The sequence below is a fragment of the Rothia sp. LK2492 genome (assembly GCF_040946345.1).
Classification (GTDB): Bacteria; Actinomycetota; Actinomycetes; order Actinomycetales; family Micrococcaceae; genus Rothia; species Rothia endophytica.
The window spans coordinates 243863-261919 of the sequence record NZ_JAYWLX010000003.1 but is presented as its reverse complement, the minus strand read 5'-3'; the positions used below and the strand labels follow the sequence as shown (position 1 = coordinate 261919).

Annotated in this window: 18 protein-coding genes; all 18 read right to left on the bottom strand. The window is 56.2% G+C overall.

Features of this window, described 5'->3' with window-relative positions:
- Positions 1–6: 6 nt before the first annotated feature.
- Positions 7–354, bottom strand: a complete 348-nt coding sequence (gene rplS, locus VVR27_RS05110; RefSeq protein WP_251378915.1) for a 50S ribosomal protein L19 — start codon at positions 352–354, stop codon at positions 7–9.
- A 448-nt stretch (positions 355–802) separates the two neighbouring features.
- Positions 803–1594, bottom strand: a complete 792-nt coding sequence (gene trmD, locus VVR27_RS05105) for a tRNA (guanosine(37)-N1)-methyltransferase TrmD (RefSeq protein ID WP_368547339.1) — start codon at positions 1592–1594, stop codon at positions 803–805.
- Between the two features lie 6 nt (positions 1595–1600).
- Positions 1601–2215: a ribosome maturation factor RimM gene (gene rimM, locus VVR27_RS05100; protein WP_346873216.1), complete on the bottom strand. Its 615-nt coding sequence runs from the start codon at positions 2213–2215 to the stop codon at positions 1601–1603.
- 124 nt (positions 2216–2339) lie between these two features.
- On the bottom strand, positions 2340–2582 hold the full coding sequence (locus VVR27_RS05095) for an RNA-binding protein (RefSeq protein ID WP_237204131.1): 243 nt from the start codon (positions 2580–2582) through the stop codon (positions 2340–2342).
- A 2-nt stretch (positions 2583–2584) separates the two neighbouring features.
- Positions 2585–3001 (bottom strand): 30S ribosomal protein S16, encoded by a 417-nt coding sequence (gene rpsP / locus VVR27_RS05090; protein ID WP_345445008.1) that lies wholly within the window; start codon positions 2999–3001, stop codon positions 2585–2587.
- A gap of 221 nt (positions 3002–3222) precedes the next feature.
- Complete coding sequence (locus tag VVR27_RS05085) at positions 3223–4401, bottom strand: ABC transporter permease (protein WP_368547338.1); 1179 nt, start codon at positions 4399–4401, stop codon at positions 3223–3225.
- Entirely contained in the window at positions 4398–5309 is a 912-nt protein-coding gene (locus VVR27_RS05080; RefSeq protein WP_368547337.1) for an ABC transporter ATP-binding protein, read from the bottom strand. Before VVR27_RS05080 ends, VVR27_RS05085 begins: the two co-directional genes overlap by 4 nt.
- Positions 5310–5414: 105 nt before the next feature.
- Positions 5415–6101 carry a response regulator gene (locus tag VVR27_RS05075; RefSeq protein ID WP_368547336.1) on the bottom strand — a complete coding sequence of 229 codons (687 nt, stop codon included), beginning with the start codon at positions 6099–6101 and terminating at the stop codon, positions 5415–5417.
- Positions 6102–6108: 7 nt separating this feature from the next.
- Positions 6109–7431 (bottom strand): sensor histidine kinase, encoded by a 1323-nt coding sequence (locus tag VVR27_RS05070; RefSeq protein WP_368547335.1) that lies wholly within the window; start codon positions 7429–7431, stop codon positions 6109–6111.
- Between the two features lie 63 nt (positions 7432–7494).
- Positions 7495–9396 (bottom strand): hypothetical protein, encoded by a 1902-nt coding sequence (locus VVR27_RS05065; RefSeq protein ID WP_368547334.1) that lies wholly within the window; start codon positions 9394–9396, stop codon positions 7495–7497.
- Positions 9397–9493: 97 nt separating this feature from the next.
- Positions 9494–9988 (bottom strand): NUDIX domain-containing protein, encoded by a 495-nt coding sequence (locus VVR27_RS05060; protein ID WP_368547333.1) that lies wholly within the window; start codon positions 9986–9988, stop codon positions 9494–9496.
- A 177-nt stretch (positions 9989–10165) separates the two neighbouring features.
- Positions 10166–11734, bottom strand: a complete 1569-nt coding sequence (ffh, locus tag VVR27_RS05055; protein WP_368547332.1) for a signal recognition particle protein — start codon at positions 11732–11734, stop codon at positions 10166–10168.
- A 452-nt stretch (positions 11735–12186) separates the two neighbouring features.
- Positions 12187–13014 (bottom strand): exodeoxyribonuclease III, encoded by an 828-nt coding sequence (locus tag VVR27_RS05050; RefSeq protein WP_368547331.1) that lies wholly within the window; start codon positions 13012–13014, stop codon positions 12187–12189.
- Positions 13015–13118: 104 nt separating this feature from the next.
- The gene (locus VVR27_RS05045) at positions 13119–13457 is read right to left on the bottom strand and encodes a P-II family nitrogen regulator (RefSeq protein ID WP_368547330.1); all 339 of its coding nucleotides are present in this window, start codon (positions 13455–13457) and stop codon (positions 13119–13121) included.
- A gap of 15 nt (positions 13458–13472) precedes the next feature.
- Positions 13473–14726 carry an ammonium transporter gene (locus VVR27_RS05040; protein ID WP_368547329.1) on the bottom strand — a complete coding sequence of 418 codons (1254 nt, stop codon included), beginning with the start codon at positions 14724–14726 and terminating at the stop codon, positions 13473–13475.
- Between the two features lie 264 nt (positions 14727–14990).
- Entirely contained in the window at positions 14991–16376 is a 1386-nt protein-coding gene (locus VVR27_RS05035) for an aldehyde dehydrogenase family protein (RefSeq protein ID WP_368547328.1), read from the bottom strand.
- 22 nt (positions 16377–16398) lie between these two features.
- On the bottom strand, positions 16399–16752 hold the full coding sequence (locus VVR27_RS05030; RefSeq protein WP_368547327.1) for a DUF4298 domain-containing protein: 354 nt from the start codon (positions 16750–16752) through the stop codon (positions 16399–16401).
- A gap of 137 nt (positions 16753–16889) precedes the next feature.
- Positions 16890–17987 carry a signal recognition particle-docking protein FtsY gene (ftsY, locus tag VVR27_RS05025; RefSeq protein WP_346873229.1) on the bottom strand — a complete coding sequence of 366 codons (1098 nt, stop codon included), beginning with the start codon at positions 17985–17987 and terminating at the stop codon, positions 16890–16892.
- Positions 17988–18057: the final 70 nt, after the last annotated feature.

Sequence of the window (18057 nt, the reverse complement as noted above, 5' to 3'; positions counted from 1 at the left end):
AAAGATTTAGGATTCGCGCTTCTCGCGGATACGTGCGGCCTTGCCGCGACGATCACGCATGTAGTAGAGCTTCGCACGGCGAACGTCGCCACGTGAAACAAGTTCGATCTTCTCGATCACGGGAGAGTGAACGGGGAAGGTACGCTCAACACCAACGCCGAAGGAAACCTTGCGGACGGTGAAAGTTTCGCGAACGCCGCCACCCTGGCGACCAACAACGAAGCCCTTGAAGACCTGGACACGGCTGCGGTTACCTTCAACAATGTTCACGTGAACGTTGAGGGTGTCGCCGGGACCGAAGTCGGGGATGTCATTGCGAAGTGACTTGTTATCAATGAAGTCAAGAGTCTGCATTGAGATTCTCCATGAATATCTCTGCCGCAGGTCAAACATATTCGGTGTACTTCACGAGCAGTGTCTAAGGGCTTACGCCAGACTGATGCTGTTCGTGAGAATTCTGTGTCACCGTCTACCGTGGCTGGTATCCGGTGGTTCATGCTGTTAGCGGTCGCTCATCCCCCTGCGGCAGGGGCGTGCCCAGCGTGAACACAAGAGAAAATTATCCCATATTTGACTGACGATGACTAGGGTTAGCAGGTAGTTACGTCCAGCTATTTGTGTGAGCTTAAACGCGCTCTATAAAGTACTAGAACAAAGGTGTAGGACTACTGAGCAGATAGGTGAGGGAACTGTTGGCAGCGCTCACGCCAGCTGACCCTCTCACATCTCGCGCTGGGTCGCTCGCTATGATTCACGCCAGCTCCGACCAGCTGGCTTTGAGCGCTGTCCACAGTTCCCCAAACTAAAGGTGCAACGAGCTAGCTTCTGCCGCCTTCTTAGCGGTGTGGAGTTCTTGAACTTTCTTGCGGTCCTTCTTATCCCAGTTCTCTGGCGGGTAGGCCTTGAACATATCTGGGCGCCGGTCAAAAGTACGTTCAATCTGTTGGTCACGGCGCCAGCGAGCAATAGCTCCGTGGTTACCTGAGAGTAGGACGTCGGGCACCCGGTGTCCGCGCCAGTCGGCTGGTTTGGTGTAGACCGGGTACTCTAGCAGGCCCCCGGTGTGAGACTCTTCTTCCAGGGACTCAGGGTTGCCCATAGCACCGGGAATCAGGCGGGTGATGGCTTCAATCATGACCATAACCGCTACTTCACCACCGTAGAGCACGTAGTCACCGATAGAGACCGGCAGCACCCTGAAGCGTGTTTCTGACCAGTCCAGTACACGCTCGTCGATACCCTCATAGCGGGCCGGGGCAAAGACAATGTGCTCTTCTTCGGCAAGGTCGTAGGCTAACTGCTGGTTAAAGACCTGGCCAGCTGGTGACGGGACAATCAGCAGGGGTAGCTGCTTTTGAGCTGGGGTAGCTTCTAGTGCCTGCTCCAGGGCAAGGCCCCACGGCTCGGCTTTCATGACCATACCCGCTCCCCCACCATAAGGGGTATCATCCACGGTTTTGTGGCGGTCAAAGGCAAAGTCGCGCAGGTTAGTGATGTTCAGGTTCACCCTGCCTGTTTCTTTGGCCTTACCCATGAGGGAAAGCTCTAGCGGAGCCAGGTACTCAGGGAAAATCGTGATGACATCGTAGCGCATCGGTTTCTATTCACGCTCGCTATCGTCGGCCTCTTCGTCCTCGTCGTCTGAGCCGTTGAGTTCTAGCAGACCAGCGGGAGGGTTGATGACGACGTACCCCTCTTCGATGTCGATAGCAGGGATCAGTTCTTCAACGAAGGGGATCATGACTTCTTCACCGTCAGCCACGTTTTCTAAAATCAACAGATCCTGGGTGGGCATGGTCTGCAGGCCCACCACGTGAGCGATGGGTTCCTCGGGCAGGTAACCATCTTCGCCGATTTCTTGGGCTAGGTAGACAGGCAGGTCAATGAGGTCGTGTTCGTAGTAGCCGTCCTCATCGTCGCTGCCCACGGTAGCAGAGTCAAAGGTAAGGCGGGTGTCGCGCATGGTCTCAGCATCATTGCGGTTAGCGACCTCTTTGAAGCGAACCACCAGGATTTTCTTGTTCCAGCGGGAACCTGCAACGGTGAGGACGCCGGCGGGGGCGATAGCGCCCACCAGAGAGTTCGCGTCAAAGTCTTCAATGTCGAGGGTCGCGCCGGGTGCGAAGCGTTCCTCGGGGGCGTCGGTGAAAAGTTGAACGGTGACTTCACCGCGAATGCCGTGGGGCTTGCCGATACGGGCAACCTGAACCTGCACAGGTAATCCTTCCAATGGATATGTCTACGTGATTCCCAGTCTAGTGTACTGGCAGCTTTGCGCGCAGACCTCGGGGAGCAGAAAGCCCCGTAGCACTTGCGTGCCACGGGGCTTTTTAGTCAGTCTAGCGTCGTCGATCGGTATCGATGACGTCCACGCGAACGTGGTCGCCGTCGTTGATCGCGTTGACCACGGTGCGAACACTCTTAGCTGTGCGACCTGACCGGCCAATGACTCGGCCCAGGTCCTCCGGGTTCACATGAACCTCAAGTGTTTCACCGCGGCGGCCGCTCTTAGAGCGTACCTTCACGTCGTCCGGGTTATCGACGATACCCCGAACAATATGTTCGAGAGCGTCAGCTATCATGATTACTCAGCTGCTTCCTCTGAAGCTGCTTCTTCAGCAGCCTCTTCTGCGGGAGCTTCCTCAGCCTTGGGAGTGATTGCCTCGGGGAGGACAACCGAACCCTTTTCGGGAACAACAAACTCGGGCTTGGCATCAACGGGCTTGACAGTGTTCTCTGCCTTTTCGCCCTTTGCTGCTGCCAGGTCACCGGTAAGCTTCAGCAGAACTGCAACCTGCTCGGTAGGCTGAGCGCCTACTGAGAGCCAGTACTGTGCACGCTCTGAGTTGATCTCGATACGTGAGGGGTTCTCGGTGGGGTGGTAAAGACCGATTTCCTCGATAGCCTTACCGTCACGCTTGGTGCGTGAGTCAGCTACTACCACACGGTAGCGGGGGTCGCGAATTTTACCGAAACGCTTGAGACGAATTTTAACAGCCACTGTAGTGGTTTCTCCTGTTTTCTAAGAATGGTCGAGGTGCTCTATCTGCGCTCGTGGGGCGAACCGTCCAGAGTTCCTCTGCGGACACAATTGTTCCCGGATGAGAGGGGCCGGGAAAATCGAGTACCCGTCAAGTATGCCAGCTCCCCCGCCTTAAAGCTAGGTTCACGAACGGATTACGGCTGTGTTTTACACAATTATTGATGAGAGCAATCGAGCCCCTACCGCTTGAGCGCCTGCTTCCAGCTGACCGAGCTGCCCCCGCGCATGATGTTGTTGCGGTAGATATGAGCACCAACCCTCGTCAAAAGCCAGGCTGCCAGCAGGGTGAGCGCGAGCGCTACAAGGGGCTCCCAGAACGCAACGTTCTCCGTGAGAAGTCGCATAGGCATAGCAATTGAAGATACCACCGGCACGAAGGAAACAATGTGCAGGACCGTTCCTTCGGTGTAAAGTCCTGCAAACAGAGCTGCAACCAGAATGAAGGTGATGGGGTTTGAAAGGTTGGCAACGTCCTCTGCTCTGGCACTCATAGCACCAACTGCCGCCCAGACGGTGGCGATTGCCGCGAAGCCGGCAATGTAGAAAGCAACAAACCAACCAGCAGAGGGAAGGATCCAGCCAAAATCATTAGCTGTACCTGTGATGTTCAAAGCGATGAGAGCTGCAGCCGCATAGACTGCAATCTGACCGATTGCTAGAAGAATGTTACCTACGATTTTGCCGATCAAGAGCTGGTTCAGCGGGATTGCGGTAGCGATGATTTCCACGATGCGGTTCTGCTTTTCTTCAACCACTGAGTTGGCAATTGCAATACCGAACATGATGGTGGTCATGTAGAAAATCATGGCAAAGCCAAGACCTACAAACAAAGCAATGAGAGAGTTATCATCACCCGTCAACAGGGTTGTTTCCAATGACGTGCCAGCAGACAGGGCGGATAGGTCAACTCCCTGGGCTGCAGCGTTTTCGGCGGTGACCGTTGAGGTGACAGCTTGGGTCAGCACGGTTGCTAGTTCCTGATTAACTGTTGAGTCAAAAACCAGTTCCCAGCTGTCATCGGTGGGGTGCAGATAAGCGTCAGCGTCCCCCTCTGTTACAGCTGACCGCGCTTCATCCTCGCTGCCGAAGTTCTGATGCTCGATGGAAGTTTCATCATCGATGTCAGCTTGCAGGCTGGCTGCTGCGCCAACCATGCTCACTGAACGGTCGTCGGTGGTTGCCACAGTATAGGTGCTGCCACCCTGGTTGAAGAAGAAGGGGACAATGATTGCCGCCAGAATGATGACCAGCGAGAAGACGGTGCCCATAACGAAGGACTTATCCTTGACCTTAGTCATGACCTCGCGGGTAGCAACAATCTGCCAGGCGTTCTTTACGGTGCTGTGTGCGGTGTTCACTGGTGGGTCACTCCTCGGTAGATGTCGCCCAAGGTGGGCAGAACGCGGGCGAATTCGTGCATCTGGCGTTGCATTCCCTCAATCAGGATGGTTGTACGCACGGCCTCAAGGTCAGCGGCAGGGGCGATTTCGAGTAAGGCTTCGGTTCCTTCCACGTCTAAGACGCGAACCCCCGGCACCTCCCGTAACCACCCGGCGTCCGCCCCGGCGGCGTAACGAAAGCGGGGGGCGCCACTTTCGCGCAGCTCCTGGGCTGAGCCTGAAGCCTTCACCTGACCTTCGTGCAGAATGACGATTCGGTCGCAAAGCCGGTCCACAAGATCCAGTTGGTGGGACGAAAAGAGGATGGGCACGCCAGAGCGCATGAGTTCATGCATCATGGACACCATGGTGTCTACAGCCTTGGGGTCCAGGCCAGAGAAAGGTTCGTCCAGAATTAGGGCGGTGGGGTTATGCAGCAAAGACGCAACGATCTGCACGCGTTGCTGGTTACCTAAGGAAAGGGATTCAAGCTTATCCTTGAGACGGTCACCTAGCCCTAGAGCGGTCAGATGCCCAGTGGCGGTATCCCGTGCCTCAGCAGCGCTGAGCCCGCGCAGTTGGCCCAGGTAGATCAGCTGGTTGAGGATAGGTTGCTTGGGGTATAGCCCGCGCTCTTCTGGCATGTACCCGAAGGACGCACGGTCCTCGGCGGTCATGGGACGCCCTCTATACAGCACCTGACCCGCGGTTGGTTCTAAAAGTCCCATTATCATTCGCATGGTGGTGGTTTTACCGGCTCCGTTGGCCCCCAGGAAGCCCGTCATAGACCCTGGTTGCACGGTAAAACTGACGTTGGATACGGCGGGTTTCTCACCGTATACCTTGGATAGGCCAGCCACCTCAATACGGTTTGTGTGTGCGTTCATCGCTCACCCTTTCACTGGTGTGTTCTTATCGACCAGCTTAGAAAGGATAGCGAACGCTCACCTCCCCCACCAGGGGGAACTTTAAGGATGAAAACAACGGTAGTCCTACTGCCCTAAACCTACTCTGTGGGCAAAAATAACAGCGCCCACCCGATCGCGACTGTGAGTTTTCGCCAGGATATTCGAAACATGAGTTTTGACGGTTGCCGGCCCCAAAAAGAGTTGGCTAGCAATCTCAGCGTTGGTTAACCCCTGGGCTAATAGTTGCAGGGTTTCCCGCTCTCGGGGAGTCAGTGACTCAAGAGCAAAAACATCGCGGTCATCCAGGGGCAGCACTCCCCCAGCCTGTTGATCTAAGGTGGGAGCCGTATCTCCCTGCGCAAAGCGGCTAATCAGAGGAACGGTCATTTCAGGCGAAAGTAGAGCAAGGCCGCCAGCTACCTTACGCACAGCGTCCACCAATTCATCGGCATCCGCTGTTTTGAGCAAAAAACCGCTGGCACCGGCCCGCAGAGCAGCAAAAAGATAGTCTTCGCGGTCAAAGGTCGTCAGAATCAGGACGCGGGTAGCCGGGTGCTCAGACACAACGGTGGCGGTTGCAGTGATGCCATCTAGAACTGGCATCTGAACGTCCATCAGTACAACATCCGGTTGCAAAGACTGCGCTAGCTCAACAGCCTCTTGCCCATTTTTGGCTTCGCCCACCACCTCGACATCATCTTCCATGGAAAGGATGAGGGAGAAGCCGCTACGCACCAAATCTTGGTCATCTGCGAGAAGTACACGAATCATGTTTCTATTATCCTGTCTGAAAATCTGCCGGGAATCGCACCCGAACCTTCCACCCATCAACACCCTGGCGGGGCCCAAGATCAGCGGTACCTCCTAGCGCCTCGGCCCGTTCACGGATACCCTGCAAGCCGTAACCCCCACCCGAGACGGCAGTACTAACCCTCCCATCATCCGTCACTTCTAGTTCAACCCAACCACCGACAGTAGACTCAACAGTACGTAGAACAACCAGCACCGAACGGGCTGTCGAATGCTTACGTACGTTGGTCAGAGCTTCTTGCACCATGCGGTAAACGGATAGCTGAGTGCCCTGAGCTAAATTCACCAGCCTAGCCTCAGACTGAACATCTACCTGAAGCTCACCTACAACGCCGCTGTCACTCAGCTGATCCACCAGCTTTACGATGTCTCTCACACCGGGTTCAGCCGAAGCTCCAATCTGCTCGCTAGGATCGCTGCGCAGCACCCGAATAATACTTTTCATCTCCTCAACCGATGACCGGGCTAGCTTCTCGACATTTTCAAGAGGCTGGGTAGCTAACTCTGGTTTCTTGGTGATGGCTCGACGTGCAGCGGCTGCCTGGATGCCCATGGCAGAGACATGGTGGCCCACCGAATCGTGCAACTCGCGCGCAATACGCAGGCGGTCCCGATTCACTGCGTCCTCAGCAAGCTGCTCGCTCTGCCGCTGGAGCTGAGCCTGTTGCTGTTCTAAGACGGAGCGCTGGTAAGCACCGATCCAGGCGCTCCTGCCCAAAATCGCCCCAAAACCAAAGAAAATCACGTTGGAGATGAGTGCAGCGATGTAGGAAGCTGTCGGCACATTGAAGAGACCGCCCTGGTAGTCCTCTACCCCGAATATTGAGAAGGACGAACCATGGATGGTCCAGAGACTTACCAGCCAAACCACCACGCTCAGACAGACCAGGGTATAAAGGATCCACACCATGGCCCGATTTTTACCCCAGGCTACAGCCGCGTAGACCACCGCTAAATAGCTGATCTGGTAACCCAGGGTGGCTGCTGCGAGGCTATTGAGAAAGCCCAAGAAATAAAAAATGATCGTGCCCAAGAACAGCATGGTCAGAGGGAAACGTCGACGGAAAATCAAGGGTAACGTCATGCCAATGTGGGCAATATAAGCATGACGAATGTCGTGAGGATCAGAACCAAAGACACCGGTGCTGTGGTAGGCGGCAACCATCAAGAGGGTGCTAGCAAGCACCAACAACCAGACAGCGTAATCCCAGCGCAACTCACGAGCGCTTGGGGTGGGGCGTTCCCAATCTGGGTCCAAGGCTCTAAAGCTCAAGCGGGGGTGGACGGTCATGGGTTTCACCCTAGCAGAAGCTCTCATGCTCTACTCTCCCTCGTTAGGGGGGAGAGTAGGCGGTTACTCCTTACCAAAGAATTTCTTGAGCCCCTGACGGGCAGCGTCGCTAACTCGCTGGCCAACCTGTTTTGCCTTGCGTAGCACCTTGGGTTCAGGCGGTGATATCTTGGCTGTATCTGTGCCTTCGACCTGTGCTTTGAGTTCCTCCATGAGTGACGGAGCCTGCGGGGCAGGGTCTTGCACAAAGTTGACGTTCTTTAGCTTGCTGTAGATGCTGGCCATTACCAGTTCAGCTGACCCACTCGCACCCAGGGCTGCTGCCGCTATGAGCGCTGCCTTGGGGTTATCTCCGCGAGCAGCACGGCGCGCTGCCCATAGGGCAAAGGCTCCGGCTGCACCCAGGGCTGCAGCGCCGTCTGCCGCAACCAGCCAGGGGCGGGCCATGAGCTCACGGGCAACCGCGTTGAGCGGACCACTGCCATTGGGGTAGGCGGTGACAGTCTGCTTCAGCAAATCCATACCCGTCATTTCCGGAGTGAATTCACGGTAGCCAACATAATCCTGCATGGAGCCTTCTGAAGCCGCCACATTAGATAGTTCTTCGGGTAGCTGCAGGACCTGAATAACGGACTCAAGGCCGGTCTCGCTGGTCATGTCATTCACGTAATTGGCTAAACGCTTGGATGTTTGTTCATCAAGACCGTAAAGCCAGGCCAGGTTATCAATTTCCTCAGCCGCGCGAATCTCGTGCAGAGGCTCAGGCAGCACACCGGGTAGTAGCCAAAGGTAATCCAGCACGGCAGAATTCCTTGGGATATAACGGGTTAAAATCTTGGGGGCACCCCAAGCGAACTCAAGGATGGAACCGACGTCCGAATCATCGGGTGAGCCCACCACCTTAGTCATCCATTCGCCCACCGAACCCTCTTCAAGAAGCTGCGATGAGCCGGGGAAAACAAAGGCTAGATGCTCCAGCCCCTCAGAGGTTTCAGCAACGATTGATGGCACCCGCATCAGGCTCAGAAGGTTGAGCAGCGAGACAGGGTCACCGGTGATGAGGGACCAGCCATTATCAGCCGGAGCGGCCTCAATGGGACCAGCGAGTGGCGTCTGACCTATATAGGTGGGAATCTCGGTCATGGGCAACTCAACCAGGGCCGCTACGGTTCCGTCATTACTCAGCGCAAGCTCCTCGCCCAGGGCCGTGACGGGAGCTGAGAAACTGTAGGAGAACTGATCAGCGCAAATAGCACCGCGCACCGGTAGTTGCTCTAGCAGATCATCAACAAACACATCGAAAGGCTGGCCCGGTTCTACCGACCCATCCTCCTGCATGTGCACGGTGGTTAGGCTCTGACCATCACTCTCGCACAGTACATAGAGGATAACGCTTTCTTGGGTAGTCTCATGAACCATCACTTCAGTGGAATCAATGCTAGCCAGCATCAGGGCGTTAATGACGTCATCAGCGGTGGTCTCAACAATGCGCTGCTCAATTTCAGCGTCTAAACGCTGACGTTCCTCGGCCTCCTGCTCAGCTTTCTCTAACTCGAAAAAGTCAAGGTCATCGGCCGTTGCGTTAGGCTGTTCGTTGTCCTGAATCTGCGCAGGTGCTGTTTCAGATTCTGAAGGCGTCTCACCCTCGTTCTCCCGGTGCTCGGTAAGCACTTTTTCAAACATGTCCTCCAGCGCCCCGGGCTCTTTGAGCAGGTTCTCAAGTTCAGCTAAATCCTGCTCGCCCAGAGCATTGTTTGTAGCTCCTCTGGCCTGCTGAATAGCCCCCACCATCTGTTCAAGTTCGCGGCGCAAACGCGCCTCCGGCGAATCCGGGTCCTCATCAGGTGTCGCAGGGGTCTCAACATCTTCAAGCTCAATACCCGTTGGCCCGAAATCAAGTTGCACACGGGCCCAGAGCATCTGAGGCTCGGACGGCTCAAGATCTTCGATCGAAAAATCAGACATACATCAATCCTAGGGGTGGCGTTGATAGACAAGCGGTGCGCAGTTCTCAGCACCAGTGCTACAGCTGTTCAGTAGAGGACGGCGTGACGGAGAGGGATTAGGCGGGCAAATCAGCCGAGCTGAACTCCGCTACTTCACCGGTTTCCAGTGCCCGGCAAGCCTGGCGCAGACGCGCCGCGTGGCGGGGGCCGTAGTATTCATCGAGGTCTTCAGGTGACACCCAGCGGTATTCCGTCAGCTCTTCCTCCTGCAAACGGATGTCGCTGTTCTCGGGGATGACTCCTCCATCGTAGATGTAGTAGGTAGAGTCGCCCCAAATCCCTAGTTGAAGGCCGTGAAAAATAACCAGCAGACGTCCGGCAGGCACATCGAGACCTACCTCTTCTAGCACCTCACGGAAACAGGCAGGCTGAGGGGCTTCGCCGGCCTCAACCGTGCCGCCGGGTATGGTCCAGCCATCCTTGTAATTGGGTTTGACGCAGAGCATCTGCCCGGCTTCGTTGCGAATCAGAGCACCCGAAGCAAGACGGCGAGTAGGTAGCGAAGCGATAAAGGCTTTCAGCTCTTCTTCAGGCAAATATGAATCAGCCACGGTGTCTCCCTCAAAGATGGTGAACATGTTTCTTCCCACCAATCTACAACTGCCGGTTGCCGGGTGCGAGGTGAAATGGCCTCTGCTTTCTCTCAGCAGAACTAAACCTGCTCAAAAGCAAATGCCGCTACTAGCTCATCTCACAGTGAGTCAGTAGCGGCACTTCCTAAAACCGGCCTACTTGAGGAACTTCTCGAAGCCCTTAGGTAGGTTCATGTCATCCATCGTGAAGTCCTGGTTTTGCTGGCCAAAAGCTGAACCTGAAGCAGCGGGCTTAGCTGCAGCAGCCTCCTGCTGAGCGCGCTTCGCGGGGTTACCCGAGCGGCCCTTCTTGTTCTTGTTTGCCTTGCCCTTGTTCTTACGTGCGGCGCCACCGGCAGCAGCCATACCGGGCATCTGCATACCTCCGGGCATACCAGCCATATTGCCCGATGCCAGCTTTTTCATCATCTTCTGAGCTTGAGCAAAACGCTCCATCAGCTGATTGACCTCTGAGACGGTGACACCCGAACCCTTAGCAATACGGGCACGGCGGGAGCCATTAATAATCTTGGGAGCAACACGCTCATGAGGGGTCATGGAGCGGACAATCGCCTCAACGCGGTCGATTTCCTTCTCATCAAAGTTCTCAAGCTGCTGGCGAATCTGAGCCGCACCGGGCATCATCATCAGCATCTTCTTCATGGAGCCCATTTTGCGGATCTGCTGCATCTGAGCCAAGAAATCTTCAAAGGTGAAGTCCTCTTGGTCGACGAACTTCTTGGCCATGCGATCGGCTTCGGCCTTGTCCCAGGTCTGCTCTGCCTGCTCAATGAGCGAGAGAACATCGCCCATATCCAGGATGCGCGAGGCCATGCGGTCCGGGTGGAACTGCTCAAAGTCAGTAACGTTCTCGCCGGTAGAAGCAAACATGATGGGCTTGCCGGTCACCGATGCCACGGACAGGGCTGCACCACCGCGGGCGTCACCGTCCAGCTTTGAGAGCACAACGCCGGTGAAGTCTACGCCCTCGTTGAAGGCGTTAGCGGTGTTGACGGCGTCCTGACCGATCATCGCATCGATGACGAAGAGCACTTCGTTGGGGTTAATGGCATCGCGGATGTTGCGTGCCTGCTGCATGAGCTCGGCATCCACACCCAGGCGGCCAGCGGTATCGACGATGACGACGTCGTGCAGTTTGGCACGAGCCTCAGCCACACCGTCGCGCGCCACCTGAACCGGGTCACCGGTGGGGGTATCAAACTCGGAAGTTACACCGGGGTGAGGTGCGTAGACGGGCACACCGGCACGGTCGCCAACCACCTTGAGCTGAGTAACAGCGTTGGGACGTTGAAGGTCAGAGGCCACCAGCATAGGGGTGTGCCCCTGCTTCTTAAGCCAGTGGGAAAGCTTACCGGCCAGGGTGGTCTTACCCGCACCCTGCAGACCTGCCAGCATGATGATGGTGGGGCCGGTTTTTGCCATGTTGATGCGGCGGGTCTGACCGCCCAGAATACCAACGAGCTCTTCATTAACAATCTTGACGATTTGCTGGCCGGGGTTTAGCGCCTCCGAAACCTCAGCACCCAGAGCACGTTCTTTAACATGGGCGGTAAATTCGCGGACCACGGGTACGGCGACGTCGGCGTCTAGCAGGGCGCGGCGGATTTCGCGTACGGTTGCGTCAATATCCGCTTCGGTCAGTTTGCCCTTACCGCGCAGATTCTTGAAGGTGGCTGTTAGACGATCGGAGAGTGAATTGAACACGAGCCGTGAACTACTTTCATCGCTGGGGACGCCGCCACCTATTCCCTGCAAAGTGGAGGGTCAGGTAGCAGCATGTTTATCAACTATCTAGAATAACGTATTTTCTGGTGGTAAAGCGCTGGGCTTTGTAACGAGATATCTGTCCCTTGTTACTGTGTGGGCGATGCTTCACCACGTCACATGTCGCCGCCTTCTGGCTATATCTGTGGAAGGACAGCCGCAGCAGGCGGGCTATAGACCATTGATTTAGAGGGCCCACGCCGAGATGAGAGCGTCGTTAGAGCTGAACTGCACTAACAAAAACCAAGCCACAGTTGATGTCACAAATATCAAAAAGAGCACCAACACAACAGGGGTGGTGTCTTGGTCTTCTTACTTCACCGCTTCGTACACCGCGAGTGAAGACATTTCATGAGACATGAGCTACACCCTTTCTCTCACAGGGGCCTCTTCTAGAGGGCAATCTCCAGCAGAATGGGGGTGTGATCCTGGCGGGTACCAGAATCAATCATCTCTGAGGCGGTTACCTTATCTGCTACACGGTCTGAAACCAACCAGTAATCGATGCGCCAGCCGGTGTTATTGATTTTACTGGTGCGCGAGCGCTGTGCCCACCAGGTGTAGGCCCCGGTGATATCCCCGTGCAGGTGACGGAAGGTGTCGGTGAAGCCCTTGGCAAGAAGGTTAGTGAACCCCTGACGCTCTTCATCGGTGAAGCCGGGTGAGCGGCGATTGCTCTTGGGGTTTGCCAGGTCGATTTCGGTGTGGGCTACGTTGAAGTCACCGGTTGCGAGCACGGGCTTGATAGCGTCCAGCTCGGCTAGGTAGGTGGCATAGAGGGCATCCCAGATTTGGCGGTCGCCCAGACGTTTGAGTCCATCGGAGGCGTTGGGTGTGTAGACCTGAGTGACGAAGCAGTGCTCGAATTCGAGGGTAATCATGCGGCCCTCAGCGTCCATGGTGGTGGGTGCCTGAATCTTGGGGTAGGTCACCACCGGGTTCATGCCCTTCTTATAAAGAAAGAGGGTGCCAGCGTAGCCCTTGCGAGCCGGTTCAACCGAGGAAACCCAGGCAATTTCATACTGCGGGAAGTAGCTTTCGAGTGCTTCGAGGTGCTTTCGGGTGGGGCCTTTATCGGAGAGTTTGGTTTCCTGGATGGCCAGGACATCGGGTGCGTGCTCAGCCAGGGTGGCAAAGACATCGCGTGAGAGTAGGGCGCGTGCTGATTCACTGGTGAGGGCGGCGTTAAGGGAGTCTACGTTCCAAGAGATGAGTTTCATGCTCACCATTCTAATAAATCGGGCGCAAGGACGCCGGTGAGCTGCTTCCCAGCTCACCGGCGTCCTTGCGCCCCAGCAGTCTGACGAGGGGTAACTAGTGTTTCTTAAATCGCTGCCAGATCGCGTTCACCGGTGCTGACGCGCACTACCTCGTCTACGGGGCTTACCCAGACTTTGCCGTCCCCGGGTGATCCGGTGTTGGCGGTGGCAATGATGACACCGACAATATCGTCAGCTTGTGCGTCATCGGCCAGAATCTCTAGACGGACCTTGCGAATGAGCCGGACATTGTATTCCTTACCGCGATAGATCTCGGTGTGCCCGCCTTGCCTGCCGTAGCCGCTGGCCTCAGAGACCGTCATGCCGTCTACGCCCAGGTTTTCTAGGGCGATCTTGATGTCTTCAAACTTTTCAGGCTGAATCAGTGCCGTCACCAATTTCATGTTGCTGCCCCTCTCTTACTTTTCTGCGAAGGCACCTGATGCCGGTGCCATGGCGTATGCGGTTTCTGCGTGCTGGGCCAGGTCGATGCCCTGCACCTCCTGCTTCTCAGTGACGCGGAAGCCCATGAAACGGTGGATGGGGAGCACGATAAGTAGGGTGAGAACCGCACAGAAAATCACGGAGATGATAGTTGCGATACTCTGCGTTATCAGCAGCCCCAGACCGCCACCGTAGAAGAGTCCGGCTGTACCGGTCTCTGGGGTAGCGATGAACCCGAGTGCCAGCGTGCCGATGATGCCTGACACCAGGTGAACACCCACAACGTCCAGGGAGTCATCGTAGCCAAAGCGGTATTTGAGGCCAACAGCCCAGCCCGATGCCACACCGGCGACCACACCCAGGGCGATAGCCCCTACCGGGTTAATGTTGGCGCAGGCCGGGGTGATTGCCACCAGCCCTGAAACTAGACCGGACGCAGCGCCAAGGGAGGTAGCGTGGCCGTCTCGGATGCGTTCAAGGAGGGACCAGCCCAGCATGGCAGCTGCAGGAGCGGCGAGGGTGTTGACCCAAATCAGACCCGCCTGCGCGCCATCCGAAGCGGCACCCACATTGAAACCAAACCAGCCGAACCAAAGGATGGCCGCGCCCAGCATGACCAGGGGCAGGTTGTGGGGACGCTGGTCGGGGTCTTTACCAAAGCCCTTGCGAGCGCCCAGAACCAAAGCGAGAATCAACCCGGCGACGCCTGCATTGATGTGAATCACCAGCCCACCGGCAAAGTCGATGGCTTCGCCAAAAATTGACCCAATCCAGCCTTCTTCACCGAAGAGACCGCCGCCCCAGACCATAAAAGCAAGTGGGCAGTAGACCAGGGTGAGCCAGAGCGGAACAAAAATACACCAGGCCCCAAAACGAGCGCGATCGGCGATAGAACCGGAAATAATGGCCAGCGCGATGATGGCGAAGGTTGAGCTAAACGCTACCGCTAGCAGGTCGGTGCCACCGGCTGCAAGAGTTGAAGATAGCCCGAAGTCGCTGAAGGGTGAGCCTACAATATTGGGGATGAGGGCGTCCCCGCCGCTCATACCGTACCCCCAAAGCACCCAGCAGACACTGACCAGCCCCATTGAGATGATGGACATCATCATCATATTGAGGGCTGACTTAGCTCGTGTCATGCCGCTGTAGAACAGTGCCAGACCGGGAGTCATGAACAGAACCAGTGCTGCGGCAACAATCGTCCACACGTCAGTTGCGGTGAGTTCCATGCCTCTTACCCCTTTCAAACCGTTTCGAGACAATTTCTGAAAGAAACTGTGCGCGGGACGTTACCCCGCAGTGTTGTATTGACAGGTTCTATTCAACAGGAGCAATGTTTCGGCGGGTGTTGGGTTCAAGTTTCCTGTGAGTTACACCGGGCAGGGTTTTGTTGCAGCGATGAAAAATGGGGTTACGGCCAGGTTACTGGGAGTAACGGGAGCATTTCGGTCTCGGGTTTACGCAGTCATCTGAGCACTGCTAACAATGGTTTGCTAGGCGAGCAGCTTTTTAATGATATTTTCCTTGAAGCCCCTGTAGGGCGGGTAGATTGCCCGCAGGGTGTCCGGCAAGAGGTGCTTGGTGAAAACAACCTTATCGTGGCTGAAATTTTCTACCGATTTCTGACCGTGATAAGCACCCATACCGGATTCTCCCACTCCGCCAAAAGGCCAATCATGAGGTGAAAGATGCACCAGGGCGGCGCCAAAGACTAGCCCGCCACTCGAGGTTTCAGCAACCAGACGCCGTTGGTTTTCCTCTGAAACAAACCCATAGAGCGCCAGCGGTTTATCGCGGCCATTAATGAAGTTCAGCGCCTGATCCATGCTTTTCATGGGTACCAGGGGCAGAATGGGGCCGAATATTTCCTCCGTCATCACCGGGCTTTCCAGGGACGCAGGGCTCAGCAGGGTCGGCTGGATGTAGCGGTCCGCAACATCAGTCCTTCCGCCGTACTCGACGGTTCCTTGGCTGAGATAAGACATCAGGCGCCGGTGGTGCCGGTCATTAATGATGCGCCCGTAATCCGGTGAAACCTGAGGGTCAGTGCCGAAAAATTCAGTAATAGCCGTTTGCAATTCCGCGAGCAGCTGCCGCTCCACACCGTCTAGCACTAAAACGTAGTCCGGGGCCACACAGGTTTGCCCGGCATTCAAGAATTTTGCCCATGCGATACGCCGCGCAGCGACGCCCAGATCGGTGGTGCCATCCACCACCACCGGTGACTTACCACCCAATTCCAAAGTGATGGGAGTCAGGTTTTCGGCAGCGGCGCGAGCGATAATTCGCCCTACCTGCCCGTTACCGGTATAGAAAATATGGTCAAAACGTTGGGCCAGCAACTCAGTGGTCTCTTGGACCCCGCCTTCCACCAGGGCGATAGCTTGCTGATCCAGATATTGAGGCACCAGCTGGGCCAACAGATGAGAGACTTCCTCAGCAACCTCACTGGGTTTAAGGACCACCGTGTTACCGGTAGCTAGCGCACCAATCAGCGGGGCAAAAAGCAGCTGAACCGGGTAGTTCCAAGGAGCTATGATGAGCACCGTGCCCAGGGGCTCTCGAACCAGAGATGCCCGCCCCGGCATCAAGCTCAGGGGCACATTCAGCCGGCGTGGCGCCGTCCATTTCTTGAGGTTTTTGAGGGCATAATCGATAGCAGAAACCGTGATACCAATTTCGGTCATGTGCGCTTCGAGCGCTGACTTACCTAAATCTCTGGCAAGTGCCTGCTGAATCTCTGCGCTATTCTCGGTCAGCAGAGCGCGTAAGGCAAGCAGTTGCTCGCGCCGCCAGCTACGCGGCTTGGTCGCACCGGTGGCAAAATGACGGTGAAGGGCTGTAACGGTCGCTTCAATGGTGTGAGGGTTCGTGGTCATGGTTAGTGATCTTTCCTGAGAGTTACCGTTGATCTGATGTTGGCTTCAGCAATTGAGCAGCTAGGTCTACCATCTCGACCGCGCAGCCGTACCAGAGACTCAAAGCATCATAGGCGGCGTCCTCACTGAGCACACCGGCGGCACCCACCGGTTCAAAGGTTCCGTGGTCCATTGCTTCCCTATCATCATGCCAGTGCTCACTACCGTAGTAGCCCTCCAGCTGATGGTAGGATGCCAAACCGGCTCGGGCTTGGGCAAGAGCCGCCTGCAGGGCACGAGCTTGCTCTTGAGCCGCCCCTAGGGCAGTCTCCATCTCCTGCACTCGATGGTGCCGATCATTGATGTCTACTTGACCGGTAGTATCCTCAATATCCATTCTTCAACTCTAATGCTGCTGGCGGTCCCTGTCTGCCGCAGTGGCTGCCTAAACCCCACAAAAAACTGGGAGCCACTCACATGAGCGGCTCCCAGTTTTATCTGCGGGGGGGGGGCAGTAGATAATATTCTGGGTCTTTAGTCCAGCAGGGCGTCCACAAAGGCAGCCGGTTCAAAGGGCGCCAGGTCATCGGGGCCTTCGCCCAAACCAATGAGCTTGACGGGCACGCCTAGCTCTTCCTGGATCGCCACGACGATGCCGCCCTTAGCAGAGCCATCCAGCTTAGTGAGTACGATACCGGTGATCTGAACGACCTCTGAGAACACCTTGGCCTGAATCATACCGTTCTGTCCGGTGGTAGCGTCAATTACCAGCAGCACCTCAGTCACAGGGGCTTCCTTCTCTACCACGCGCTTGATTTTGCCTAACTGGTCCATCAGACCGGCCTTATTCTGCAGGCGACCAGCGGTATCAATCATGACGGTATCAACACCGCGTTCTTTGCCCACCTTGACTGCTTCAAAGGCGACGGAAGCGGGGTCCGCGCCGTCCTTATCGCTACGGACGGTGTCAACCCCTACGCGGTCGCCCCAGGTCTGTAGCTGGTCGGCGGCAGCGGCACGGAAGGTGTCTGCCGCACCCAGCAACAGGTTTTTGTCTTCAGCTACCATCACACGTGCCAGCTTACCGACGGTGGTCGTCTTACCCACGCCGTTGACGCCCACCACCAGGACCACGCCGGGGTTGTTTCCCTCACCGTCCAGGTTCAGGGAGCGGTCGGTTTCTTCGCCAACAATCCTTAGAAGCTCTTCTCGCAGCATAGCTTTGACTGCTGCAGGGTTTTCGGTGCCCTCGACGCGCACGCGGGATTGCAAAGCCTCGACAAGCCGCTGGGAGGGGCCAGACCCTAAATCTGCCAGAAGCAGGGTTTCTTCAACCTCGTCCCAGACATCTTGGTCAATCTTGTCGCTGGATAACAAAGCCAGCAGGCCCTTACCCAGAAGGTTATTAGAGCGCGACAGGCGAGCACGCAACCGCACCAAACGTCCCTGGGCTGAGGCCGGCTTTTCAATGGTAGTGACCGGCTCGCCCTGCGCTGGAGCATCGTCAGCATCGCGGGTGGTCTCGTAACCACCGGGCGGTGCCTTGGGGCCGCGCAACAGCACGAAGAGCACGCCGCCTAAAACCAGCACACCCAGCAGTATGTACACAATCAGAGTCAAAGTATCATTCACATCTTCTAGCTTGCCATATCCTCCCGTATCAGGCTAAGAGTAGCTGTAGGAATTCCGCTCAAGGGCGTAG